Genomic DNA, 24,330 nt, shown 5'->3' with positions numbered 1-24,330 from the left:
AAGCCCTATTTGTGGGAGCGAGCCTGCTCGCGAACGACCTTCGCGAGCAGGCTCGCTCCCACAGTTGCAGTGTTCCTCGGCAGCGGCTACAGAAACTACAAGCTCACGTTTTTTCGGGATTTTTCTCACAGGTTTGCCAATTGCTGGGGCGAGGGGACGACGCTTATAGTCGGAGCTCGCCGATAAGGCGGGCGGGTTTGGCGACCTGCTTAACATTTAGTTAGCATGCGATTGTTCTATATGGCAGAGCGTGTATTTTGCTCGCGTTGCTCTATGGCAGCTGTGCGTGGGAGATCTTCGGGTCTGCCGGGTTTTCCTAAATGTTACCGGTTCGCCAACCCGCGTACAGCAGCCACCTGCTTTTGTTTGGCGACGAAAACGGTCGGCTCAAATTCGACATTTAGGAGTTTGATTAATGACCGACTCATCGTTTGTCCCGCTTACCGCCATCGATTGCACCATCCCTGCTTTATTGATCGACCGCAACGCGCCCCTCGACGTACTTCATGCCAACGCCGCCGCTCGCGTACTGGCCGTCACCCAACTGATGGAATCGTTTTCCAGTCGGGAAGTGCAAGAGGCTGACTCTGTAGATCTTAAGCATATGGCTACTGTTTCGGCGCAATTGCTGCGTGATGGGTGTGATTTGCTGGATGTGCTGGGCTGGCGGTTGAGGCCTGCTTGATAGCGTTTTTATAACTGATGCATTGAGTACATAACCGATATTCGCGTTAAAAATCGCAGCCTTGTTCCTTCGGCAGTGACGACAGGGGATTGCGCAGTAAATGTGAACCAAACAGGCCGGCCGGTCGGCCGCCTCGGCGCAGTGTTTTTGATCTGCCTGCCCTCCCGGGAGGCCGAGAGGAGGTTCTGAGGAGTGGGTCGACCGGCATGGATGCCGGGAGAGCCGCGATGGGCCATGGATGGCCCGTGGCGGCGTGCCCACGGAGCAGAGCCGGAGCGAGGGAACCTGAGCGTAGCGAAGGCCGTACGATGGGGCGAGGACTTTTTGGTTCCTTTTTGGTCCTTCAAAAAGGGACTCGCCGTAAGGGCGAAACCAATATTTCAGTTAGACGCACATGCCGGATATGTACGCGGTGGGCCAGTTAATGTGCAACGTATCTTTACTGTTACCGTGTCGCCTGCATCGCGAGCAAGCCCGCTCCCACAACATCCCCTTACCTGGCTCCCGGCTCAAATCATCGCCCCCACTCTCTCCGGCAGCGGATCTGTTTGCGTCACCGGTGCTGACACCACCCGCCGGATCGCTTCCTGCGCTCTGAACGCCAGCACGGCCCGCTCTTGTGCCTGGCTGGCAATGGGCTCCAGCAGATGAATCTCAACGTCGCTCTGCTCATGGCTAAACAGTCGCAGCAGATGTGAGAGCAAATCGTCATTGCCAATAAACGGCGCTACCGCATCGACCTCGCCATTGCGCAAATAGCGGATGGCTACAGGTTGCAGTGGTACCCGGCTGTCAATGGCCGCCGACAGCAACCGCCCATGAAAGGTACGCACCGAGCACCCATCCGTGGTGGTGCCTTCGGGAAACATCAGCAGGGGTAGCGGCTGTTGCAGGTGACGGGTCATTTGCTCACGAATCACCTGGCTGTCTCCCGCACCACGGCGGATAAACAAACTGCCTGCCTTGGCCGCCAACCACCCGGCCACCGGCCAGCCACGCACCTCGGCTTTGGACAGAAATGACAGTGGGGTCAGTTGCCCCAGCAATGCAATATCGGTCCAGGACACGTGATTGCTCACCCACAGCATCGGCGTTGCCGGGATTTCCCCGACCACGGTGACGCGAAAGGGCAGGGCGCTGCTCAGGCGTGTCATAAAAAACTGCGACCAGCGCTGGCGGCGATCCATTGTGCTGTTCAGGCCCAGGCGTTCAAGCAGCCCGAACATGCCCGCCATGCCCAGCCCCAGACTGACCACCCCGAGCACCCGTGCCACCCGGGCATACCGGCGCAAGCGGCGCATCACACGGCCGCCTTGAAGTGACGCGCATAGCGCGGGCACAGTTCATCACGCTTGAGCAGGATGAAGACGTCGGCCACCTGAAAGTCTTCATCCCAGCAGGGCTCGCCGCAAATCCTCGCACCCAGGCGCATATAGGCCTTGAGCAGCGGCGGCATTTCCGTGATGACGTTGCTGGGCACTTCCTGCGCCGGCAGCGGATTTTTCGGCTCGGCGCGTAGATGCTCCGTACACAAGTAACGCTCGCGCAGACGCTGCATGATCGCCCGGGCCTGAATGCCACCATCCTGCATCGGGATGCTGGCGCAGCCCATCAGGTAGCGATAATTGCCCTGGTTAAGGACTTCGGCCAGTTCACCCCACAGCACGGCGATGGTGCCACCATTGCGGTAGGCCGGGTCGACGCAGGTGCGCCCGATTTCAAGCAGCGGCCCCTGCAGGTTGGCCAACCCGTGAAGGTTGAACTCTTCTTCGCTGTAAAAATGGCCGATACGTTGTGCCGCGCTGTGATCCAGCAGGCGGGTGGTGGCAACCAACTGGCCGCTATTGAGATCGCGTACCCCGATATGTTCGCAATAAGCGTCATAGCCGTCCTCGTCCAGCCCGTGTTCGGCGCTTTTGAGTTTGGCCTTCAACTCGTCGCTGAACACACGAAAACGCAGGGTCTGAGCCTCGCGCAATGCCGCGGGGCCGAGCAAACGCTCAGCCTGCAAGCGACGTTCTGGAGCGGTGTCGCGGATACGGGCGATCTGGGACATTGCGAATCTCCGTGCAGGCACTGTGCCCGCTCTGGGTATCTGCCAATCGACTGAGGTGTGCAACTTCAGGCTAAGCAGGTGCAATGTCACCACTGTGACGTTTGGATGATGCTTGTGTGACAGGGGGCGGGAGGAACTGTCGGTAGCGCCTGGCGTCTCAAGAGGGTGAAAAAAGTCCTGCCAAAACCGCTCGCCGGGTTTAATGTTCACCCACGTTTATTGGTTGATGAGTTTTTATGCTTAAAGCGCTGTTATCTTCTGCCTGTGCCTTGTTGCTGACCCTGGGTGTGAGCCTGTCTGCCCAGGCCAACTGGTACCTGGACGGTGAGTCGTCACGGCTGTCATTTATTACCACGCAAAATGCCAATATCGCCGATGTGCACCGCTTTCTGGTCCTGCATGGCAAGGTTGACCGCAAAGGCCTGGCGCAATTGCGGATCGAGATGGACTCGGTCAACAGCTCAGTGCCACTGCGTGATGAGCGCATGCGTGACGTGTTGTTTGATTTCAAGCACTTCCCGGAAGCGCAGATCAGCGCGCAGATCGACCTGCAACCGATCAATGACCTGGCCTCCGGTGCGCAACTGGAATTGCGCTTGCCGGTAACGGTCAGCTTGCGCGGCAAACAGCACACCTATCAGGCAGAGCTATTGGCCACCCGTCTGGATGAACGACGCTTTCAGGTCGTGACCCTGGAGCCGCTGATGCTGCAAGCCGAAGATTTTGGCCTGCAACCGGAGCTTGAAACCTTGCGCAAACTGGCCGGGCTTTCGGCCATCAGCTTTTCAGTACCGGTGAATGCGGTGCTGATTTTCACGGCCCGTTAAGATGGCCGGCGCAGTGTTTGGCTGGCGCAGTGACAATAGTTTTGAGTTGCTGATCGACGGGCCGCAGTTTTTCCCGCGCATGCTGGCCGTCATTGAACAGGCTCAGGAGCAGATCGATCTGGAGTTGTATCTGGTTGAGGCCGGTGACTGTGCCGAAACCATCGTCCAAGCCCTGGAACAGGCGGCCTGGCGCGAGGTGCGGGTGCGTTGCCTGTTTGACGCCTACGGAAGTCTGGGATTGGGCCCGGCGTTGCGCCGCAGGCTGATCGAAGCCGGGGTTGAGCTGCGGCATTACAACCCGCTGAGCTGGCGCCGTGGCCTCAACAATCTGTATCGCGATCATCGCAAGCTGTTGTTGGTGGATCAGCAATTGGCTGTGGTGGGTGGCACCGGCGTCACCGATGAGTTCTGGCGCCCCACTGAAAACAGCTGCGACTGGCATGAGGTGATGGTGCAGATGCAAGGTCCGCTGGTGCTGGACTGGCAGATGCTGTTTGATCGCCAGTGGCGGGCCAATATCAGCCGCAAGGCCTGGAAACCGGCGACCCACTTCGGCCTGGCGCGCTTGCCCGGTGTGCCCGACGAGGCTGAGGGTATGGGGCGCGTGGCCTACGCCGATGCCCATCAACATCGCGATATCCTGCAATCGCTGGTGCGCGCGATCAACAGCGCCAAGCAGCGCATCTGGTTGGCCACGCCTTACTTTCTGCCGACCTGGAGCGTGCGCCGTTCATTGCGCCGGGCAGCAGCGCGGGGTGTCGATGTGCGGCTGCTGCTCACCGGGCCGCGCACAGACCACCCTTCGGTGCGCTACGCCGGGCACCGTTATTACCCGCGGCTGCTCAAGTCCGGAGTGCAGATACTGGAATATCAGCCCTGTTTTCTGCATTTGAAAATGGTCCTGATCGACGATTGGGTCAGCGTTGGCTCATGCAATTTTGACCACTGGAACCTGCGTTTCAACCTTGAAGCCAACCTTGAGGCGCTGGATCCGGCGCTTACCCAGGCGGTGGCGACCAGCTTTATCGCCGACTTCGCCCAAAGTCAGTCCGTCAGCCTGCAAGACTGGCAATCACGCCCCCTCTGGCGACGGGTGAAGCAGCGCATCTGGGGCTGGGTTGACCGGCTGGTGGTGAATATTTTGGGGCGGCGCCACTGAATTTCGCCCTGCACGCGGTTACTTAAGCGTTGATAACGTGCAAAATCGAGCCACTTCACGGCAGCGGACGAACGTGAGGCATGATTATCTGGAGCGTTTTGCATGACACCTTCGTTGTTATTGGCCGTTCTGGCCTCAGGCTTTATCTATGGGATCACGCCGGGCCCGGGCGTGCTGGCTGTTTTCGGCATTGGCGCTGCCCGTGGGCGACGTGCCGGCGCCGGTTTTCTGTGCGGGCATTTGCTCGGCGATGTGATCTGGTGCAGCACGGCGCTGATTGCCATTGTCGGCGCACGTGAATTTGGCAGCACTGCCTTCAACGTGCTGGGCTTGATTAGCGGCTTGTACCTTTTCTGGCTGGGCCTGCGTGCCGTTCGCGCCCAGGGCAGCAGCAGTGCTCAACAAGGCCCGGCGCGACAGCCGTTTGCCCACGGGATTTTCTTCGGATTGACCAACCCCAAAGCGTATCCGGTGGCAGTGGCGACGTTCACTGCGCTGTTGTCCAGCCGCGCAGAGTTACTGACCTGGGCCATGTTGCCCTGGTTGATCGCGTTGAGCTTTGTGGGTGGGGCGCTGGCCTACATGATTCTGGTGGGTGTTGTTGGCGCCGGCCATGTCAGGGCGCTCTATCAGCGCCATGAGTTACTGATTACCCGGCTGTGCGGGGTGATGTTTATCGGCTTTGCCATCAGTGCGCTGATGCATGCGCTGCCCGGATTGTTACAAGCGATCGTTTGAAATAACGGGCAGGGGGGATGCAGTGTGGACAATGTCATCGGGGATGAAAAAGGGTGGGGTAGGGCTTGGATGGCAATGCAGTTGCAGGATTTTGCTGTGTAGCGAAGCTTTCAAGTGGATTGAAAGCCAGGAAGAAGTGGAGCGGGTGGCGGGAATCGAACCCGCGTGATCAGCTTGGGAAGCTATGGTGGGTGGAGTATCGGGTAGACACGTACGGTATGCTTGTGTGCGTTTAAGCCAGCAGGATCAAGGCATTGCGCAAAGTGGGCAGTTTCAGGCTGTACCACCGGTCTCCCTCATATTCCGGCCTAACGGCCCCCAGATACGGCCCCCAAATGCTTACGGACAAACAGATCAAGGCAATGAAGCCTGAGGAACGGGAATACACGGTTTCGGACGGACGCAGTGCGAAAGGCGAAGGCGTCTTGATGCTTCGAGTGCGACCAACCGGCACCAAGGAGTTTTATTTCCAGCGTCGACTGGATGGAAAGAAAATCAAAACCAAACTCGGTACGTGGCCAGCGATGAGCCTGACTGGCGCACGGGATCTATGCCGAGTGGAGAAAGAGGTGGTGATTGCCGCAGGTACCTTTCAGAACCTGCTGGATGCTTACACCAATAAGCTCGAGGCCGAAGGTGCCGCCTCGGCCTCAGACGTTAAGTGGTCGTTGAAGCATTACGTCGCTGACTCGTTTCCCAATCTGGCATCACGGCCTGCTGCGTTGATCGGGCCTGGTGAGATCCGCGACATCTTGGCCAAGATGATCAATGCCGGAGTCACCACATATTGCAATAGAGTTCGATCCCAGCTGCACGCTGCGTTCCAGGTAGGGCTTGAGCAAGAGTTCAACCCCCGCAGCTACCAGAAAAAAGCACTGAAATTTGGTCTGACCAGCAACCCGGTTGCCAGCGTGCCTGTTCAGGCCGACTGGAAACGTCCTGGTGATCGGGCACTATCCACGGACGAGTTGGCCAGGCTCTGGCAAATGCTGCCGGAATACCTGACGCTGGTGACGTCGGAGTTGCTTAAGTTTCTGATTGCCTCAGGAGGACAGCGTCCGGAGCAGCTGCTAGCGAGTGAACGTCGGCACTACTTCAAAGACCACCTGGTCATCCGGAACAAGAAGGGCAGGGAGGGTGAGCGGTCGCTGCATGCCGTGCCGTACAACACTCTGATGCGCCGCAGTTTGAAGGTGATGGACGAGATCTGCGAAACCAGCATCTACCCTTTCGAAGGCAAAGTGGAAGGGAAGTCCCTACACACACAGTCGTTATCCCGGGCTGTCACCAAGCTGTACGGCCGCCATACCGACAAATTCAATGGACCGTTCACTTTGCGTGACATACGGCGAACCTGCAAAACCCTGATGGGCGTTGCTGGGTTGAGTAAGGAGGTGCGCGATCGAATTCAGGGTCATGCGTTCAGCGATGTCTCATCGAAGCACTATGACCGTCACGATTACTTCAAGGAAAAGCAGCAGGGGCTGCTTCGTTGGTCGGTGTGGCTGCACAAGAACGTGGTTAACTCCGAGCTGAAATGAATGAAGCCGCTTGCGCGGCTTCGATGGGGTCAAGGGGATGCCCATGTCTGTGGGTCTTGCTGCCAGTTTACGATCGAGGATTCACGCCAACCGACCCGCCCTGGGGAGATGGCCACCGCCCTTGGGAATTTCCCTTGCTTGATAACGCGCCAGAGGGTTGTTCTGGATAGGGAGGTGACCTCGAGCACATCCCTTTCACGCATGAAACGATCCAGCTTACCCTGCATGTTCCCCTCCTGTGAGCGCTGCGCGTGCGTTCCATGCAGCACTAGCGACACCGCGCCATCCATTAGCAATGCCGTGTTTACTAATCTCTGGCCACGCCTTGTTAAATTCAGACGTTTCATCGATCACAACCGGCGCTGGCTGCTCGTCTGGGCAGAAGTAGAGCGTTCGAGTTTTATAACCCTCGGCCCTGGCTGACGCCATTTCATGTTCTTCGCCATCACTCCAGAGCAAACCGTCATCACTCCACTGCAGCACCGGCTTGCCCTGTGGCTGCTCGGTTGGGCTTGGTAATGCTTTCATGTGAACCCGCCCACCGATGTAATGCCAGTCAACCTTCCATCCAGTTACTGCCGATAGGTTCCTGCAAATAACCTCGGCGGTGTCCTTCGGGATATCTACAAGACAGACGCTTTTGCCGTTATCGAATACGCCTTGATCGCAGGCAGAATAGGTCCAAACACCATCATCTGAAACCAGTAGGTAAGGCGATGTACCGTCCTCTACATTACGGCACATGGCTAAACCTAGGGGATGCAAAATCTCGGTATTGATACGAACGATCAAGCCTCGATTAGAGGCTTCATTCCAGTCTATTTTTTTAGTAATCATTGGCCACCGCCGTTAATACAAGATCTTCAAAGTTAGGTGTGTCTATATCTGCAGCGACAACACGAATTCCACACCAGCCATAGGGATCGTCACCGGTCCCACCCCAGCCTTCTTCATTCTGTAAATCAGATGACCAGTGCTTTCCCGGATGTTCATCGAATAAGGGGCTTTTATCGTTGGGGCCAAAGAATGCTCCGCCTTGGGAAAGCATCATGTGGATCATTCTCAGGCCGAACAAACGAATGGTTGTTTTAACAACGTCACCACTACTTTCGGCAATGAGGCGATCGTCCCACCCTCCCCAAAACTCGTTGATCTGGGTGGCAATTTCTGGAGTCAAACGGTTGTGGTTGACTTCCAATGTCACCTCAAAATCCTTCCATTCATCCTTCACGACGTAGCGTTTTATCGAGCTCTGATCTGCGGTGATGTTGTTCATTAGTTCGCTCCTGTGGCGATAGATTTAGCGAGCAACTGGGCAACCACTGCTGCATCGCGTTCTGATAACTCGCCCAAGGTTTGGGCCATGCTGCTCAGGCTTTCCAAGCGCACACGTGCCTCAGGGGATTTGTGAACCAGGTAGCCGATTACAGCAGCTCCGATAATGGCGGTGGCCACCAGGTGCCTTGCCGGTGTGGTAGCCTTTGCTTCGCTGCTGCTTTGGTTTGTCACTTTCATGGTGTTGCTCCTCAGTGGTGGTTGGTGTCGGGGAGGTGCAACTCCTCGACACCGCTCTTCAATTCCGGTTAATCCTGGCGTGCCAAGTGAATAACCAGGTCGTCAAAACTCGGGTCATCCTCAGTGCATGACCGCCATTCCAGAACCTTCAAAATCTGCAACCTGCTGCAGTCGTCCACCAGGATCTCTCGCTGGCCACCTGCTGCTCGAACCTCAATAATCTGCAGCAAACCATCGTCACCGTAGGCGCCTGCCTGGATAATCGGCGCGCTATGGCCTTGTGTGGCCAGGCGGTCCTGGACCTCCTGCAATGTTGATGTTTTGCCGTCGCCGGCATTCCCCAAAAAGACTTGAACCTGCATTTTTTCTACCCTCCTTTACGCTTTGAAAATCCAGCATTTCACGGTTGGGCAGCGGCTGGTCATCGGCGTCCGGATGGCCTGTGCTGCTCGCACTGCGCTGTCTACAGCCTTGTAATCAACGAACTTACGGCTGCGGGACTCTTTCAGCAGATCCTTCAATGTCGAGACGTCGGCCAGCTTCTGGCGGTGCTCTGCGGCGCGCTCTGCGAACTCGTTGATGTTTATGGCAATGAGGTCCGGGTTTTTGCTGTGGTTGACCAGGGGATCTTCGTAGAGCGATTCGAGGTATTCGTAGACCTGCCAGAATTCGGCAACCGCAGCGTGGTCGGCACTGGTGGTGCTTTGGCGCTCGAGCGCCATTTCGAGGATCTGCCGCCGTGTTGCTTCGACCTGGGTATCAGTGAGCGTTACGACGAGGCGAATGGAGTCGAGCAGGCTGAGCAGCTGGGCGTGGTTTTTGATAATTCGCTCGACGCGGATCTGGCCACGGATGGCGTTGCCACACTTCTTGCACTGACTGTCTGCAGTAAATTCGGTGCTGCAGAAGAAGCAATGGGTGTGCAGGCGACGCAGCTTGCCTTCGTACTCGGGCATACGGTGACCCAATGCATCCATCACGGCTGACTCTTTGCTCACCGCCTGCAGCAGGAAGTGGCTGAGTGTCGGGCCATCGAGGGCGTTGAGCTTGTCTGCTGCCTCACGGCTTTCTGGCGTGACTGTCGGGCGTACAAAGTGCAGCTTGCCGATCCGCGTCATGATCGCTTCGTGGGCAACAACAGCAGCGTTCTGGCTGATTGCGATCGCGCCTCGAAACGGCGGCTCATAGGTTTCGTTGCCAGCTGTCTTTACGCCCTTGGTGGCCAAGGTGCCGCCTCCGTAGAAGTCTTTCAACTCGTCCCACTCAAAGGCCTTTGCGTGGGTCTTGTTGTCTTCGCTGTGACGGTCAGCTTCCAGGAACACCACTGGCATACCCGATACCTGGCCCATCAATCGAGAACGGCCGGCTTTGGTCGACTTCATTGGGTCGAAACCCTCGTAGCCTTCACGACCGAGCAGCTTCCACAACAGGTTGAGCAGGGTGGTTTTACCCGCACCGGCTTCACCCGTGAGCTCAAGGAAAAGGTATGACTGATATCGAGCGCGGATCTGTTCACAAAACAGCGACCCGAAAAAGAACACCAGGGCGACCAGGCCTTGAGTGCCAAAGCAGATCCACAACAGGCGCAGCCATTCCTCGTTGTAGTCCTTCCGCTCACGCTGCAGGCGAACAGAGACACCCTTTTGAAGCGTCTTCAGGCGCATTTTTCCGAACTCGAAATAGTCCTCGAGGTTGATCGGGTATACAGCGCCGTCTTTGACGGCCACGTCACCAAATAGGTAGGCGCCGTGTTCCTTGCTGTAGCCGATGTAATCAATCGTCGATACTGTTTTGAGGCCATAGAGTTGGTCTTTCATGATCTTGTCCAGTTGTTGACCGCTACCGGTGTACATGGCACCCGCAGCCATCCCGAGCAGTCGTTTTTTGAATTCGCTGGCTGCAGTGAGTTGGCCACTGGTAAAGGTGTTTTTGACGCTGTCACCGTCATGCGGGAAGTCGACGCGGACGTAGTACCAGGACTCGTCCGTGACCTCGTTGCGCTGGTAATACAGGGCTTGGGGGTAGCAGTTGGCGATCTCGAGGACGCTCCCACACTGCTGCAACGCCTTGTCGATCACTTCTTTCTTGTTGAGCAATTGGTCGTCGTGGTCGTCGCTGTCCTCAAGGTCTTGAGTGGCCCGATTGAATTTCTCCATGTCCAACTTGAACCAGTACAGGCGGCTACCAAATCCGAAGTGGAATTCCACCCGCTTGTTCCAGTCGTACATAAGCAGGGCTTTTTCGGAGGCGGTCTCTGCGATGAGCAAGGCGCCCAGGTGACGAGCCTGCTTGATGTCTGTCGCGATCTGGTCCGATCGCTTAGCTTCGTCGTCGATGAAGGCCCAGCGCTGGTGTAGGTCGTTCCAGTCGACCTTGCGCCCGTCGCGTTGCGGGACTTGTGCGGCCTCGCATACAAACCCCAGCTCCCTGGCCATCCGGACCCAGCGACGGGTGTAGCCATGTGCACCAGGTTCGTTATCGAGCGCCCATACCAGTTTCGGCAGCTTGTCCGTGCGATCGCGCAGCAGCGCTTTCAGAGACTGTTCTGGAAAGGCGTTGGATGACATGGCGGATACTGCTGCGATCCCGTTATGCACCAGGGCGATCGCATCAAAGATTCCCTCGACGATCCAGATCTCTTTGACCTCGAGCAGATCGATGGACGGCGGGCACCACCAGACGCCACGGTAGGAATCACCGGGCTTAAAGCGAGCCTTCATCTTGCCGAAGCGGGAAGGGCGATCGATCAGGCGTTCCCAATATCCACCCTTCTCCAGGGCGAAGCGTATCGTCGCGCTGCCAGCTTCGTGCTGGCTGGAGTAGTACGTTTCCTGCGTGAACCAGCCGCCGATCAATGAAATATCGAAGCCGCGGGCAAACTCTAGGTAAGCCCGTGCTGTAGCGGTTGGAGCGTTCTCAGTGACCAAAACGGGTATGCCTGGTGTGACACCGCACTGGGCGTCGAGAAGTAGGTTTTGCGCCACTTCTTGTGCGTACCCATGGCGCTGGCCACAGTGCTGAGTTTTTCGAAGTCACGGATCCAGAAGTATTCGTCCACATACACGTGCCCGTGGTAGCCCTGGGCGGTGCTGCTGTTGGTGCTGAGGAAGCGCAGTTCGGCGCCGTTGCTGAGCACAATCGGGTTTCCGGTAAGCTCGATGCCAAACCACTTCTGGGCAAACTGGATGATGTAGCTTCGGAAAATCTCCGATTGCGATCGGCTGGCCGACAGGAACACCTGGTTGTCGCCAGTCAGCACCGCGTCCATGAAGGCTTCGCCGGCGAAGTAGTAGGTCAGGCCGACCTGACGACTTTTAAGGATGTTGCGGATCCTGCAGGTGAGCGGGTTTTGCTTTGCGGCGAACAGCTCTTTTTGGTAGCCGTACATGCTGCCGATGAACTTATCCAGGAAGTCCACTTCGGTCAGGCCGCTGATATCGTTCTTGGCCTTCTTCTCCCGCTTCTTGTCGCCACTGTCCCTACGAATGGAGCGCTCCCCACGCGAGCCCTGACGGCGTTCCTGGGGTTCTGCCGGTTCTTCTGCGTTTGTTGCCTGCACCGGTTTGGCGGCTTGTTTCAGAAGGCGCTCGCGGACGGACGTCAGGCGATCCAGTTCGTTCAGGTCGTCTTTGGTCAGGCTGCCGGCCTTGTCCAGCAGGAGAGTGATTCGCCGGCCTACTGCCGTCAGCGGTTCTTCATCCGACAGCATGTCTTCCCACCCGCCCTGGCGAATCCAGTAATAGACGATCCGAATGTTGGGCAGGTTGAGTTGCGCCTGAATTTCCTTTGCCTTACAGCGGCGTAGAAATAGGCGTTTGGCGGCTTCTTTAACTTCGGTCGAGTAGTACATAGGCCGCAGTCTATGCGGCGAAAACGCTGGAAACGCGAGGTTAAAATACGCGTTCTTCTGATATTTATAAAATCAGAATGCAACAGAATCTAATCGTTTGTTTGGAGCTCAACGGCTCCATATCGTGGCGGCTCAAATCACCGATTGAGCGCAGTTATCGCCTATGCCCCGTTCCCTTGTTTCGTACTGGAAACGTGTCGCCACCAGCGGCCCGACCGTTGATGGTCGCGTCATCCTTCCCCAGGAACTGCGTGATATCGCTGATACCTACAAGCCGTCTCTTTACACCGCAGTGATCTGGTGTGACCACGAACGCTGGTCAGGTTCCCACGGGACTGTATTCGCTGTGCGCCTGTTGGAAGAGGGAGAGGACATTGAGCCTGGTCAAGTTGCCCTGGAAGCACAGCTCAAACCAAACGACCGACTGCTTTATCTGAATGACCAAGGTCAAAAGCTGTTTTCCAGCATTGAAGTCACTCCGGATTTTCGTGGCACTGGCAAAGCCTACATGACCGGTATAGCAGTCACGGATGAGCCAGCCAGCGTCGGTACTCAAGAACTCTATTTCTCAAAAAAAACCAACAAGTCCGCGTTCTACGCAGCCTCTGTAGAGCTGGGCGACTTGAACGAAGAAAAGCCACAGGGCGAGGTGAACAAGCTGATTGGTGCGCTCACCAACCTGTTCAAGCGTTTTTCCCTGGACAACAAACCCGCCGAAACCCCCTCAACTTTCACTGAGAGCAAAACCCCTATGGATGAAGCTACCGCAACGGCTCTAGCAGCCCTGCTGGAGCAGCTGTTAATCGTCGCTGCCGGTATTAAGGCAGTAATCGATCCGGCTGTTGAAGACGCCCCCGATCCCGATCAGGAGCCGATCGACAACGTGAGTGCGGCAGTAGACGAAATCGTCACCACTGCCGAGGAAGAACGTGAGTTCCGCCGCAATGGCGGTGTGTCGAACAAGGCTGTGATGGCTGCTCTGTCGAATCTGGAAAAGCAGTTCACAACTTTGCAGAACACCGCTACCGGTCGCCAGTTGCCAAAAAACACTGGTCCAGCTGCGACCATCAAAAAGCGGGTGTTCTGACATGGCCCAGCCACTTAGCGCCAAGGGCGCCAAGCAATACGCAGCGTTGCAGGTAGCGATCGCCGAAACTTACGGTGTTGAAAGTGCCCGCCGCATGTTCAGTGTAGAGGCGACAATCGCTCAAGAACTGAACGACGCGATCACCGCCAAGGCTGACTTCCTGCAGCGTATCAACGTCGTCCCGGTCAGTGAGATCAAGGGCGAAAAAGTTTTCATCGGTGTTAATGGCCCGGTCACTGGCCGGACTAACACCAAGACTACCGATCGCGAAGCCAAGGATTCCTCGGCGCTGGAAAACACGCTCTATGAACTGGCTGATACTCAGTCGGATGTTGGCCTGCCGTACGCCAAGATCGACGCCTGGGCGAAGTTTCCGGACTTCCAAGAGCGCTATTCCGCTGCTGTGCAAAAGCGTATCGCCCAGGACCGCATTGTTATCGGGTTCCACGGTACCAGTGCGGCAACCCAGACCGATCTGGCAGCAAACCCAAAGCTGCAGGATGTGAACAAGGGTTGGCTGCAGCAGTTGCGTGAGCAGGCTCCGCAGCAGGTTCTCAAGGAAGGTGCTGTTGCTGGCAAGGTTACCTTGGGCGCCGACGGAGACTACGCCAACCTAGATGCATTGGTACACGACACCAAGCAGATGGTCGATGAAGTCTTGCGCGAGGATGGTGACCTGGTCGCGATCATCGGCAGTGATCTGTTGGCTGCTGACAAGGCCAAGCTGTACACCAAACAGGGTGACACCCCGACCGAAAAAGAGCGGATCGAGGACGCCCAAGTCATTGCCACTTATGGCGGTCTTCCAGCGTTCAGCGTGCCGAACTTCCCGGTAAACGCCGTGCTGGTCACCAGTTGGGACAACCTGTCGATTTACTTCCAGGACACCAGCTGGCGTAAGCAAACCGTGGAAAACCCGAAACGCTCCCGCGTCGAGGACTACAACAGCCGCAACGAAGGTTATGTGATCGAGCAGTTGGAAAAGATCGCACTGACCGAAAACGTGGAACTCGCAGCGTGAGCCTGGCACTGGCGCATAAGCGCAGCACCTTGGCATTGGGTAGCGCTGCAGTAGCGGCTGCTGCAGGCGCACCGGTGGCGTATTCGCCTGCCGATGCCCTGAGTAGCCCAGCCAATGCCCGCAAGCATCTGATGCTGCAGGAAGCAGCCTTGGACCAAGACCTTGAGCGCGTGAGTGCAATCAATGGGATGGCCATGCGTCAGGCGCTCAAGCGTGACGAGCTTTTGCCCAAGTACCAGGACTATGTGCAGCGTTATTGCGAGTCGGGTTTGAACTTCCCGAATCGCGTCCTGGTGCAGGTAATGATCTGGCTGTTCGATACCGAAGAGTTCGAAGACGGCATGGAGCTGGCCCACTTCGCAATCGGGCAGGGGCAGCAGATGCCTGAGCGATTTAAACGCGACATTCAGACCTTTGTTGCTGACGCCGTGTGTGATTGGGCCTATGCGGAATACAAGGCCAAGCGCAGTCCGGAGCCTTACCTGTCCGACTTGTTGTCACTTGTTGACGGTGAGTGGGAACTGACGGAACAGATCCCGGCCAAGTACCACAAGTTAGTGGGTCTCCGTGCCATGGAGGCCAAGGACTGGGGGCAGGCTCTGCTGCATTTCAATCGTGCCACTGAGTTGCATCCGAGCATCGGCGTGGGTGTGCGCGTTGAAAACTGCCTGCGCGCTTTGAAGAAACAACAGGCCAAACCGGCCACCGAATAACCGACTACCCCCCCCGGCGAGAAACTGTGGATGTGAGCCAGCCATTTATGGCCCTGTCCCACTGAAACAGTTTTCCCGCCCCTATTCGAGCGGCCAGCGATGAGCTTTTCAGGTAACCCCACCACGTTTGTGGAGCAGCGGATCGAGAACGATGGCTTCTGGCCTGACCTCTCTCTGACTGAGTTTCAGAAGGCCTATCGCCTTCCCGGGGAGTACCTGGTGGAGACGCTGGTCGATGGTCTGGTCTCGGCAATGACCGAGGTCAACACTGACCTGGCCAAATGCAAAGCCAAATGGCAGGCCGCTGGCGTCACCAGCTTGAAATCTGCTGACCCTATGGTGCTGCCCGAGCGCACATTTCAAGCAGAGACGTACAAGCGCGCCGTCTACAACCGAGCCAAAGCAAACCTTCTTCCACAGTTTGCCTCTGTCACCCGCCGCGAAAGTGCCGAAAACACTGGCAAGGAATTGCCAGAACGATCGGAAACCTTTCTCGCATTCAGTCAGCAGAATGTTCGTTCGCTGCAGGGCCGTGGCCGCGTTACGGCGGCGCTGCTGTGATCAAACTCATCGCCCTGACCAAGTATCTGAAAGAGCGACAACTGGTGCTTCCGGAACAGCTCGATAGCTGGACCGACCAGGTTCACTTGGAGCTGATCTGGAAGCCCGACGTCGGCGGCATGCGCATGGGCGATATGCGGTACAGCGCGACAATCGCCTTCGAGCGTTTCGCTGATCACCCGGGGCGTCTGATGGCGTTGGTGGGGAGCTGGCTTGAAGCCAATGACCCGAACCGCGACCGCGACGAACTACCGGCGCCGAAGTTCGACATATCCATGCTCGACAACGACCTGGCCGATGTGGACATCACCCTGGAGTTCAACGAGCCGCAGTACCTGGCCGAGGATCCCGCAGGCGAGATCGAGGCCTTCGGTAAGACCTGGGCGTTTGTCCCGTTCGACCTTTGGATTGCCGAGCACGGCGAGGTGGGCAGCAATGGCCACTAATCCGCTCAACCTCGATGTCAGGGGTTTGCTCAGCGTCGACGCCCAACTGGCCCTGCTTGAGCTGCCGCCCCAGCTGCGCCGCCGGCTGCTGAACAACGTCACCAAGCGTGTGCGCTCGATGAGCCGTAAGCGCGTGCGTGAACAGCAGAACCTGGACGGCTCGCCGTTCGAGGCGCGCAAGGGCTCGGCCAAGGGCAAAAAGAAGATGGAAGCCGGGTTGGCCAAGCTGCTGCAGGTCACCCGTGTCAGCTCCGACGAAGCGGAACTGGGCTGGAAAAACGCCCTGACTCGTTGGGTAGCCTCACAGCAGCACAACGGGGCCAGCGAGCGGCGTACGGCTGCACAAATGCGCCGCTGGAACAAAGTCCCGCCCGGTATCGCCTGCACGGACAAACAAGCCAAGCGCTTGCGTCGTCTGGGCTTCCGCACCCGGCAGAAGGGCAAAAAAACACTGACCCGGCCTTCGGTAGCGTGGATTCAAGAACACGTGAACTACGCCAAGGCCGGTCTGCTGATCCGCATTTTGAACGATGAACGAACCGAGTCGTCGGGCGCGCAGAGCTGGGACATCACCTTGCCAAAACGCCAGTTCCTCGGTGTGAGCAGCGGCAACGAAACCAGTGACCTGGTTAACCAGGTCTTTCAACAAATCCTTAATTCACCCCGCTAGCGAGGCACTGCATGGCACTCGGCAAAGTCAGCGTTAACAATCTCAATCTGGGCCAGGGTGCCGTGACTGAGATCGAACGCTATTTCCTTTTTATCGGTCCCGGCGCCAAGAGCGTAGGCGAACTGATTCCCCTGAATACTGATAGCGACCTGGACAGCACGCTGGGCATTCCGGCCAGTGACCTGAAAACCCAGATCACGGCTGCCAAATTGAACGGTGGTGATCGCTGGGCTTGCCTGGCGGCGCCGATCGCTGTGGAGGGCGATTGGACCAAAGCGCTGGAAAAGGCCATGCAGCAAGGCTTTTCGGTTGAAGCGGTGGTGATCACCAAACCGGTGAAAGCCGCCGCTGATCTGTCGGCTATGCATGAAGCAGCCATCGCGCTCAACAACGTTTATGGCCGCAGGGCTTTCGTGATGGCGGCCAGCATGGGCATCACGGCGCTGCAGACGTGGGAACAGTACCTCACGGAGCAACGCGCTATCACGGTGGGCCTTGCTGCACCGCGTGTCCTGGTCGTGCCGCAGTTGCATGGCAATGACCTGGGCGTGCTGGCTGGCCGCTTGGCCAATGCTGCCGTGAGCATTGCGGACACTCCAATGCGAGTGGCGTCCGGCGCTCTCCTGGGGCTGGGCGTTGTGCCTGTAGACAAAGACACCGTGCAGTTGCCATCGGCGATCCGTGCCGAGCTGGACAAGGCGCGCTTCTCGGTGTCGCAGACCTATCCGGATTACCCGGGCGTGTTCTGGGGCGACGGCAACATGCTCGATGCGCCGGACAGTGACTTCCAGGTGGTGGAGTACTTGCGCTTGGCTGACAAAGCCGCCCGCCAGGTGCGCCCGCTGCTGATTCGCCGCGTCGGTGATCGCCGACTCAACAACACCCCCAACAGCATGGCCGCTGCCATCAGTGCGTTTATGAAGCCACTGCGCCAGATGGCCAAGTCCGTCACGTTCGCCGGCCTGGTGTTCCCGGGCGAGATCGAAGCGCCCAAGGATGGCGACATCGTCCTGGTGTGGCTCAGCAAAACCAAGGTCGAGATGTACATCAAGATCCGACCGCTCAACTGCCCGAAAGACCTGACGGCCAACATCGCCCTCGACCTTTCCACTGACGATTCGGAGTAATCCCCTATGTCACGTATTGGCGGCAAGAACTTCGACGTGAACCTGGGTGATCTGCTCGTTCACGTTGAAAGCTGCACCCTCGACATCACGGACAACACTGCTGTTGCACAGAGCAAGGGCGTTCCTGATGGCCACGTAGACGGCGACGTCACGGCCAGTGGTGAAATGGAGTTCACCACCAGCAACTTCAACCTACTGATAGAAGCGGCACGCTCTGCCGGCAGCTTTCGTGGGTTGGATCCTTTCGACACTGTTTTCTTTGCCAAGGCCGGCGACGAGGAGCTGCGTGTCGAGGCTTTCGGCTGCAAATTGCGGGTCTCGAGTCTGTTAGGCATCACTCCGAAAGGCGGTGAAACGTCCAAGCACAAGGTGCCGTATGACGTCACCAGCCCGGACTTTATCCGCATCAACGGCGTGCCGTACTTGGCCGCTGAAGAAATCGAGGGCTTGCGCTGATGTCTTGCCCGTTCGATCGCGCCCAGGCAACGGAGCAACGCCAACGTGACCAAGCGATTGCCGTCCAGTTGGCCCAGTCGCGCCCGAGCGGGCCAAGCCGTAACGAATGCCTGGACTGTGACGGCGAAATCCCTGCAGCACGCCAGGCACTGGGCGGGATCCTGCGTTGCGTGCCATGCCAGACCATTATTGAGAAAGGAGCTCTCCGATGAGCACGAATCAGGCCGCTCAGGACACTGCCATTGCCTTCGCCAAGGCGGCACCGGCAATCGGCGTAGCCGCTACCGGTGCGACAGGTACCGTCGACTGGTCGGCAGTTGCCTACATGCTGACCGCGCTCTACATGGTTCTGCAGATTGTTCTATTGGTCCCTAGATACCGCCAGATGCTGCGTGACTGGAAGGGCAAGTCATGAGCCTGCGCAACAAGATCGCCATTGGCGCGTTAACGGGTGTGCTGGGCATGACCGGCGCATTGGTTACCTGGTTCGAAGGCCGCTCATTGGTGGCCTACCTCGATCCGGTGGGCATTCCAACCATCTGCGAAGGCGTCACCCAGGGCGTAAAGCTGGGTGATCGGGCCACACCGGCGCAGTGCGACCAGCTGCTGCAGCGTGAGTTGCGTATCGCATTGACCGCGGTGGATCGCCAGGTGCGTGTGCAACTGCCGGACACCCGCCGCGCTGCCCTCGGGTCCTTTGTTTACAACGTCGGTGAGGGGCAGTTCTCCAGCTCCAAGCTGTTGCGCCTGCTGAACGCCGGTGATGCTCGGGGCGCTTGTGCCCAACTGTCGCGCTGGGTCTATGCCGGCGGCAAACAACTGGCCGGGCTGGTCAATCGCCGCGCCGCTGAGCGTGAGTTGTGCGAGGTGGGTTTGTGATGCTGCGCGATTGCTGGTTTCCCCTGGTGATGGTCCTGGTTGCGTGGACCTACTTTGACCTCATAGAGGGGCAGCGCGACACCGCACGCAGCGAGCGCGATATCGCCCAGCTTGAGGTGACCGGTCTGCGCGAAGCGGCCCGTATCAGCGGCGAAATGCTGGCCGATCGCGACGAAAACGACCGTACCCGAACCGAGGCACTGAACCATGCACTGTCTGAAAACAATGATCTGCGCCGTGCTGTTGACGATGGCCGTCAGCGGCTGCGCGTCAAAGCTACCTGCAGCAGCCCCAAGCCCGATCAGACCGGCTCCGGCGGCGTGGCTGATGCAGCCCCCCCCGAACTCACAGCAGACGCTCGATCGGATTATTTCATCCTCAGAGATCAACTCGCCCTGAGTCGAGAAATGATCCTGGGCCTGCAAGACCACGTCCGCAGGATCTGCCTGCGTTAACCGTTACCCCAACCCTGACTGGATAAACACGATGACCGAACGCCGCGAAATCACCCTGGAAATTGGTGAAAAGGAATTCACTTTCACCCTGACCCCGCAGGACGTGACCAAGTACTTCAATGGCCTGACCGCCAACAACAAGGTGTCGCCGGCCAACAACCTGCTGGTCAACACCGTCGACCAACAGGAGCGCGCCACGCTGAAACCCTTGCTGGTCAACCCGGTGATGGTCATGCAACTGGCCGGTGCGCTGCTGGAAGAGTACGGGCCAGACGTTGAAATCATCGTAAAAAAGCCCTCGAACACGCAGAGCGACTGAGCGAGGACGGGCTGGGCCAGCTGATGGCCCTGACCAACCGCTGGCTGCCCGGGGCTGAGCCCTCGATCGAGAACATGGGCACGGCCAAGTGGCTGGAAGACGAACACTGGAAACGCATGGAAATCGCGGTGGCCAACGCCATCGCTCTTGCATTGAACGGGTAACGACACATGGCAGATCGCAGCGCCCGCCTGGCCTTTATCTTGAGCCTGACCGACAAGATCACCGCGCCGTTAGGCAAGGTTAAAACCAGCTTTTCGGACTTGGCAGAGCAAGGTCAAAACAACATCAAGACCATGGGCCTTGGGCTCGCGGGCATGGTGGGCGCGGGTGTTGCGATTAGCCAGTCCCTGGAACCGGCGTTGGAGATGAACCGCGCCCTGGGCGAAGTCCGTTCACTGGGCGTAGCAGAGGACGCGCTCACCGCGCTGAATCAGAAGGCGTTGGAGTTCTCCGTGGCCTACGGTGAAAACGCCCGGGACTTTGTGGCTTCGGCGTACAGCATCGAGGGCGCCATCAAAGGCCTGACGGGCTCACAGCTGGCCACCTTCACCAACACCAGCAACCTGTTGGCCAAGGCGACCAAATCCGACGCCGAGACCATGGGGGCCTACGTCGGCACCATGTACAACCTGTTCAAAACCCAGGCGGATGCCATGGGCAAAAGCGAATGGGTCGAGAAAATGGGCGGCCAGACGGCACTGGCTGCTCAGTTGTTCCGTACGGACGGCGCACAGCTCAAGGATGCCTTCAAGGAAGTTGGCCAGATCGCGAATACGGCCGGCGTTGACTTGGCCGAACAGTTCGCGGTGATCGGTACGTTGAGCAGCACCATGGAAGGTGGTGACGCCGGAGGTCTGTATAAGTCGTTTTTCGAGAACATCGGCGCAGCGTCCGAAAAGCTGGGAATGAAATTCAACGACCAGAACGGCCAACTGATGCCGATGGCCGACATTTTGGCCAAGCTTGAGGGCAAGTTTGGCGACCTGAACAGCGCAGCAGCCGGGGCCAAGCTGACCGAGGCCTTCGGCGGCGAAGGGGCGCGGGTCATTACCGCCTTGTCCAAAGACACCGATCGGTTCAAAAGCAGCCTGGATAAGCTGGGCCAAGTCCGTGGGCTGGAGGACGCCGCGAACATGGCCAAGGCCATGGTGGATCCGTGGCAACAGTTTGCGAAGGCCGTTGAAGCACTGCGCATTGCGTTCGGTCAGGCACTGATTCCGATCTTGGCGCCTTTAATGGACCGCTTGGTCGGTATCGCAGGCACGCTGACGCGCTGGACTCAGTTGTTCCCCAATATCACCCGTGTGGTTGGCATCACCGTGTTGACGATACTGGGGCTTACGGCAGCGATGGCGGCTATGACGTTCCTCGTCGGGCTGAGCAAGATGGTTTGGCTGTCCCTGGTCGTCGTCTGGCAGGTGCTCACGTGGACCGGCTGGAAAAGCATTGCCATGTTCCTGTACCACGCCGTCATGGTCACCGCGTTTGTCGCCGGCATGATCCTGATGGTGGCGTGGATGGGGCTGGTAAAAGGCGCCATGTTGCTCTGGCAGGGTGCGATCTGGCTGGTCAACGCTGCCATGTACGCCAACCCGGTGGGGCTGATCATCGCGGGTATTGTCGCCCTGGTCGCGATCGTCGGCGCCGCAATCTATTACTGGGACGACTTGAGCAGCGCACTGATGAACACGGTCGCGTTCAAGTGGGTCAGTGATCAGCTCTCCGCGCTGTCGGACTGGTTCGGCTCAATGGGCGGCTGGTCAGGCATGGCCAAAGCCGCCTGGGACGGCATCGTCGCGATTTTCCAGAAGGCCATCAATGGCCTGATCGAGATGTTGAACAAGATTCCCGGTGTGAATATCGAAGCGAGTCTCGGCTCCATGCCGGAGATCCCGGGGGCTACTTCCGCCATGAGTGCCGGCGAGCAGGCCGAACGCTCGCAGAAAGTCCAGCAGAGCATCAACGCGGCGATTCCGAGCCTTTCCCCCACACGCGCTTCGGCTGTGCCCCCGGGCGGGCTGCTGACCAGCATCCAAAACACCAGCAACCAGAACAAAGGCAATCACGTGGATAAGGTCGAGATCCATACGGCCAAGCCTATGAGCCCGCTGGAGCTGGAAAACATGATGGCCATGGCGGTGGGCGGATGAGCCTCTATATCGATCTGTTGATCACCAATAACGACCTGACCCTGGATCCATCCAACCAGCCCCTGCTGGTTGAGGATCGGGCCAGCATCGCCCAGGACATCGGTCACATGATCCGCGAAAGCGGGTTGTTGGTGACCTTGGTGGCCGAGCGCGATCGCTTCCGTCAATCCGACTGCATCCAGCAGCTGGAGCTGTTGGTGGAGGCTGACGTGCGCCTGGTCCCTGGCACCGTCCGAATCCTTGAAGAGGAGAAGGGCAAGTACCTGGTAACGGCCAAAACCGTTGAATTTGGATCTGTCGAGGTAACGCTGTGAGTGACGTAGATTTTAAGCAGGCATTGAGCGATGCCGGCATTCCGACCACCGAGGCCAAGCTGCGTGCGGCCTGGGAGCTGGAAGTCGTCGCCCCGGGCAGCAAACTGAGCAACACCAGCGCCTGGTCGCCGTTCTGGCGTGTGATCACTGCGTTGGTCACCAAGCCGGTCATGTGGCTGATCGACTTTATCGCCGGCACCGTGTTGCCGAACTTCTTCGTGAAGACCGCGATCGGCGCCTGGTTGGACATGTTGGCCTGGGCGGTCAACGTCACCCGCAAGCCTGCGACCAAGGCCGAGGGGCTGTTACTGTTCACCCGCAGCGCCCTGGCTGGCCTGCTGGAAATCCCGGTCGGTACCCGGGTGCAGTCGATCGCGATCAACGGCAACGTTTACGAACTGGTGACGATAGCAGCGGCCAGCTTTGCCGATGGCGAGTCTCAGATCCGCGTGTTGGCCCGGGCAAAACAAGCCGGGAGCGGGTTCAATCTCGCACCAGGTTACTTTTCGATTCTGCCCGAACCCGTGCCCGGGGTGGTCCAGGTGGTGAACGCTGACGGCTGGCTGAGCCAACCCGGCGCCGACACCGAACCCGACGACGAGCTGCGCCTGCGTGTGCGTAACCAGTTCTCGGCGGTCAATCAGTGGCACACCGACGCGGTGTATCGCGCCATGATCGCAGCGTTCCCGGGCGTGCAGCCCGATGGCGTTTACTTTGAGCACAACGCGCCCCGGGGCCCCGGCAGTGCCAACGCCTTTGTGTTGTTCGAAGCCGACTCGCCGGCGGACACCTTCCTTGCTGAAATCAACAGCTACATCCGCGACCAGGGCAACCATGGCCACGGCGACGACCTGCTGGTGTTGGAGATGCCCGCCACGCTGCACGCCGTCAGCTTGACGGTCTGGCCCAAGGCCGAGGTGGGCGCCGAACGTCATGCGGCGTTGAAGGCTGACGTCGAGCTGTACATCCGTGCAGCGTTCCGCGAGAGCACGGCCAGCGACTACCAGCCGACGCTGACCCATCCCCAGTCGCGGTTTTCTTTCAGCCGCTTGGGCGAGGAGCTGCACCAACAGTTTCCGGGCATCGACTCGCTGCACTTCGATAACGCCGACATCATTTCAGAGCTGACTATCCCGCGCCTGTCCGGGGTTGAGGTGGTTCTGAATGCTTAAGTTGAGCCTACCTTTTTGGCTCGATGGGCCAGAGCTGGCCAAGCTCAAAAGGGCCGCGCAAGCCTGGTGGGGCAGGGTCGAGAACTGGCTTAACTGGCCTCTGCTGCAGATGGATGCCGAGACCTGCCACCTGAGCGTGCTCGATCTGCTGGCTTGGCAGCGTGACATTCAGCGCTTTCATGGCGAGCCCGAAAGGCTGTACCGCCTGCGGGTGAAATTCGCCTTCATCAACGCAGTGGACGCGGGCAGTACCGCCGGCATGGTCCGGATTTTCGAACGTCTCGGCGTCGGCTATGTGGAGATCCAGGAGCGTCTGGACGGGCTCGATTGGGACGTGGTCCTGCTGCACCTCTCCGACAAGCAACTGAGCGAAAACCCGGTGCTGCTGCGCGTCCTGATGCAGCAATACGGCCGCACCTGCCGGCGGTACGACTTCGTCACGATCACCCCGGTGAAATTGAACATCGGCGTGGCCGACTTCAACGATGACCAGCAAACCTTGATTGCCACGCTGGACGACAGCGCAAGCCGCCTGGTCGTGATCAACGAACTCGCAATCCTCACCTTTTTGAACCCACTTTAGGAG

The 24,330-nt window shown here is 58.3% G+C and carries 31 protein-coding genes and 1 pseudogene; 23 read left to right on the top strand and 9 right to left on the bottom strand.

Going from position 1 to position 24,330, the window contains the following annotated elements; genetic code table 11:
• Nucleotides 1-415: 415 nt before the first annotated feature.
• Complete coding sequence (locus FHL07_RS12480) at nt 416-685, top strand: short-chain dehydrogenase (protein WP_095001336.1); 270 nt, start codon at nt 416-418, stop codon at nt 683-685.
• Nucleotides 686-1,194: 509 nt separating this feature from the next.
• On the opposite strand, the gene FHL07_RS12470 is transcribed toward FHL07_RS12480, so the two are convergent.
• Entirely contained in the window at nt 1,195-1,986 is a 792-nt protein-coding gene (locus FHL07_RS12470; RefSeq protein WP_138738557.1) for a lysophospholipid acyltransferase family protein, read from the bottom strand.
• Nucleotides 1,986-2,741 carry an L-ornithine N(alpha)-acyltransferase gene (olsB, locus tag FHL07_RS12465; RefSeq protein WP_095001338.1) on the bottom strand — a complete coding sequence of 252 codons (756 nt, stop codon included), beginning with the start codon at nt 2,739-2,741 and terminating at the stop codon, nt 1,986-1,988. Before olsB ends, FHL07_RS12470 begins: the two co-directional genes overlap by 1 nt.
• A 236-nt stretch (nt 2,742-2,977) precedes the next feature.
• On the opposite strand from olsB, the gene FHL07_RS12460 reads away from it, so the two are divergent.
• The 4 genes from FHL07_RS12460 (at nt 2,978) to FHL07_RS12445 (ending at nt 7,006) form a co-directional block, all read left to right on the top strand.
• Complete coding sequence (locus FHL07_RS12460) at nt 2,978-3,568, top strand: YceI family protein (RefSeq protein WP_095001339.1); 591 nt, start codon at nt 2,978-2,980, stop codon at nt 3,566-3,568.
• A gap of 1 nt (nt 3,569) precedes the next feature.
• Nucleotides 3,570-4,727, top strand: coding sequence for a phospholipase D-like domain-containing protein (locus FHL07_RS12455; RefSeq protein WP_138738556.1), 1,158 nt, complete (start codon nt 3,570-3,572; stop codon nt 4,725-4,727).
• 102 nt (nt 4,728-4,829) lie between these two features.
• Nucleotides 4,830-5,465 carry a LysE family translocator gene (locus tag FHL07_RS12450; RefSeq protein ID WP_095001341.1) on the top strand — a complete coding sequence of 212 codons (636 nt, stop codon included), beginning with the start codon at nt 4,830-4,832 and terminating at the stop codon, nt 5,463-5,465.
• 335 nt (nt 5,466-5,800) lie between these two features.
• On the top strand, nt 5,801-7,006 hold the full coding sequence (locus tag FHL07_RS12445; RefSeq protein ID WP_138738555.1) for a tyrosine-type recombinase/integrase: 1,206 nt from the start codon (nt 5,801-5,803) through the stop codon (nt 7,004-7,006).
• A 29-nt stretch (nt 7,007-7,035) separates the two neighbouring features.
• Here FHL07_RS12445 and FHL07_RS12440 read toward each other — a convergent pair whose 3' ends face one another.
• The 7 genes and pseudogenes from FHL07_RS12440 to FHL07_RS12410 all read right to left on the bottom strand — a co-directional run.
• Complete coding sequence (locus tag FHL07_RS12440) at nt 7,036-7,209, bottom strand: helix-turn-helix transcriptional regulator (protein WP_238705542.1); 174 nt, start codon at nt 7,207-7,209, stop codon at nt 7,036-7,038.
• Nucleotides 7,210-7,222: 13 nt separating this feature from the next.
• Nucleotides 7,223-7,843 (bottom strand): DUF7415 domain-containing protein, encoded by a 621-nt coding sequence (locus FHL07_RS12435; protein ID WP_138738553.1) that lies wholly within the window; start codon nt 7,841-7,843, stop codon nt 7,223-7,225.
• The gene (locus FHL07_RS12430) at nt 7,833-8,282 is read right to left on the bottom strand and encodes a DUF2528 family protein (protein ID WP_238705535.1); all 450 of its coding nucleotides are present in this window, start codon (nt 8,280-8,282) and stop codon (nt 7,833-7,835) included. Before FHL07_RS12430 ends, FHL07_RS12435 begins: the two co-directional genes overlap by 11 nt.
• On the bottom strand, nt 8,282-8,521 hold the full coding sequence (locus FHL07_RS12425; RefSeq protein WP_138738552.1) for a hypothetical protein: 240 nt from the start codon (nt 8,519-8,521) through the stop codon (nt 8,282-8,284). The genes FHL07_RS12430 and FHL07_RS12425 overlap by 1 nt, the downstream gene beginning before the upstream one ends.
• A gap of 68 nt (nt 8,522-8,589) precedes the next feature.
• Complete coding sequence (locus FHL07_RS12420) at nt 8,590-8,883, bottom strand: hypothetical protein (RefSeq protein ID WP_138738551.1); 294 nt, start codon at nt 8,881-8,883, stop codon at nt 8,590-8,592.
• Between the two features lie 15 nt (nt 8,884-8,898).
• Nucleotides 8,899-11,448, bottom strand: a complete 2,550-nt coding sequence (locus tag FHL07_RS12415) for a toprim domain-containing protein (RefSeq protein WP_238705534.1) — start codon at nt 11,446-11,448, stop codon at nt 8,899-8,901.
• Nucleotides 11,442-12,371: pseudogene (locus tag FHL07_RS12410) on the bottom strand (terminase large subunit domain-containing protein); the annotation flags it as partial. The gene FHL07_RS12415 and the pseudogene FHL07_RS12410, both read right to left, overlap by 7 nt.
• A 163-nt stretch (nt 12,372-12,534) precedes the next feature.
• Between FHL07_RS12410 and FHL07_RS12405 the strand changes: the two are divergent.
• The 18 genes from FHL07_RS12405 to FHL07_RS12325 all read left to right on the top strand — a co-directional run bounded on the left by FHL07_RS12405 (nt 12,535) and on the right by FHL07_RS12325 (nt 24,327).
• The gene (locus tag FHL07_RS12405; protein WP_138738549.1) at nt 12,535-13,458 is read left to right on the top strand and encodes a GPO family capsid scaffolding protein; all 924 of its coding nucleotides are present in this window, start codon (nt 12,535-12,537) and stop codon (nt 13,456-13,458) included.
• Between the two features lies 1 nt (nt 13,459).
• Nucleotides 13,460-14,479, top strand: a complete 1,020-nt coding sequence (locus tag FHL07_RS12400) for a phage major capsid protein, P2 family (RefSeq protein WP_138738548.1) — start codon at nt 13,460-13,462, stop codon at nt 14,477-14,479.
• Nucleotides 14,476-15,192 (top strand): phage terminase small subunit, encoded by a 717-nt coding sequence (gene gpM / locus FHL07_RS12395; protein WP_138738547.1) that lies wholly within the window; start codon nt 14,476-14,478, stop codon nt 15,190-15,192. The genes FHL07_RS12400 and gpM overlap by 4 nt, the downstream gene beginning before the upstream one ends.
• Before the next feature lie 99 nt (nt 15,193-15,291).
• The gene (locus tag FHL07_RS12390) at nt 15,292-15,753 is read left to right on the top strand and encodes a head completion/stabilization protein (RefSeq protein WP_138738546.1); all 462 of its coding nucleotides are present in this window, start codon (nt 15,292-15,294) and stop codon (nt 15,751-15,753) included.
• Nucleotides 15,750-16,199, top strand: coding sequence for a phage tail protein (locus tag FHL07_RS12385; protein WP_138738545.1), 450 nt, complete (start codon nt 15,750-15,752; stop codon nt 16,197-16,199). Before FHL07_RS12390 ends, FHL07_RS12385 begins: the two co-directional genes overlap by 4 nt.
• Entirely contained in the window at nt 16,189-16,869 is a 681-nt protein-coding gene (locus FHL07_RS12380) for a phage virion morphogenesis protein (protein ID WP_138738544.1), read from the top strand. The genes FHL07_RS12385 and FHL07_RS12380 overlap by 11 nt, the downstream gene beginning before the upstream one ends.
• A gap of 11 nt (nt 16,870-16,880) precedes the next feature.
• Complete coding sequence (locus FHL07_RS12375; RefSeq protein ID WP_138738543.1) at nt 16,881-17,996, top strand: DUF2586 domain-containing protein; 1,116 nt, start codon at nt 16,881-16,883, stop codon at nt 17,994-17,996.
• A 6-nt stretch (nt 17,997-18,002) separates the two neighbouring features.
• Nucleotides 18,003-18,452, top strand: a complete 450-nt coding sequence (locus tag FHL07_RS12370) for a phage protein (protein ID WP_138738542.1) — start codon at nt 18,003-18,005, stop codon at nt 18,450-18,452.
• Nucleotides 18,452-18,664, top strand: a complete 213-nt coding sequence (locus FHL07_RS12365; protein WP_138738541.1) for a TraR/DksA C4-type zinc finger protein — start codon at nt 18,452-18,454, stop codon at nt 18,662-18,664. The genes FHL07_RS12370 and FHL07_RS12365 overlap by 1 nt, the downstream gene beginning before the upstream one ends.
• On the top strand, nt 18,661-18,867 hold the full coding sequence (locus FHL07_RS12360; protein ID WP_138738540.1) for a hypothetical protein: 207 nt from the start codon (nt 18,661-18,663) through the stop codon (nt 18,865-18,867). The genes FHL07_RS12365 and FHL07_RS12360 overlap by 4 nt, the downstream gene beginning before the upstream one ends.
• A complete protein-coding gene (locus FHL07_RS12355) occupies nt 18,864-19,331 on the top strand; it encodes a lysozyme (RefSeq protein ID WP_138738539.1) in 468 nt (155 codons plus the stop codon). Before FHL07_RS12360 ends, FHL07_RS12355 begins: the two co-directional genes overlap by 4 nt.
• Nucleotides 19,331-19,786, top strand: coding sequence for a lysis protein (locus tag FHL07_RS12350; RefSeq protein WP_138738538.1), 456 nt, complete (start codon nt 19,331-19,333; stop codon nt 19,784-19,786). Before FHL07_RS12355 ends, FHL07_RS12350 begins: the two co-directional genes overlap by 1 nt.
• Nucleotides 19,787-19,817: 31 nt before the next feature.
• Nucleotides 19,818-20,105, top strand: coding sequence for a putative phage tail assembly chaperone (locus FHL07_RS12345; protein WP_127195797.1), 288 nt, complete (start codon nt 19,818-19,820; stop codon nt 20,103-20,105).
• Nucleotides 20,106-20,128: 23 nt separating this feature from the next.
• Nucleotides 20,129-20,269 (top strand): DUF6890 family protein, encoded by a 141-nt coding sequence (locus FHL07_RS23665; RefSeq protein ID WP_165878347.1) that lies wholly within the window; start codon nt 20,129-20,131, stop codon nt 20,267-20,269.
• Between the two features lie 6 nt (nt 20,270-20,275).
• Nucleotides 20,276-22,258, top strand: coding sequence for a phage tail tape measure protein (locus tag FHL07_RS12340; RefSeq protein ID WP_138738537.1), 1,983 nt, complete (start codon nt 20,276-20,278; stop codon nt 22,256-22,258).
• Nucleotides 22,255-22,572, top strand: a complete 318-nt coding sequence (locus FHL07_RS12335) for a DUF2590 family protein (protein WP_138738536.1) — start codon at nt 22,255-22,257, stop codon at nt 22,570-22,572. The genes FHL07_RS12340 and FHL07_RS12335 overlap by 4 nt, the downstream gene beginning before the upstream one ends.
• Entirely contained in the window at nt 22,569-23,744 is a 1,176-nt protein-coding gene (locus FHL07_RS12330) for a baseplate J/gp47 family protein (protein ID WP_138738535.1), read from the top strand. Before FHL07_RS12335 ends, FHL07_RS12330 begins: the two co-directional genes overlap by 4 nt.
• Nucleotides 23,737-24,327: a phage tail protein gene (locus FHL07_RS12325; protein ID WP_138738534.1), complete on the top strand. Its 591-nt coding sequence runs from the start codon at nt 23,737-23,739 to the stop codon at nt 24,325-24,327. Before FHL07_RS12330 ends, FHL07_RS12325 begins: the two co-directional genes overlap by 8 nt.
• Nucleotides 24,328-24,330: the final 3 nt, after the last annotated feature.

It is taken from the genome of Pseudomonas sp. FSL W7-0098 (assembly GCF_005930585.1).
In the GTDB taxonomy this organism is placed as follows: domain Bacteria; phylum Pseudomonadota; class Gammaproteobacteria; order Pseudomonadales; family Pseudomonadaceae; genus Aquipseudomonas; species Aquipseudomonas bubulae.
This window is presented reverse-complemented; position numbering and strand designations above follow the sequence as displayed.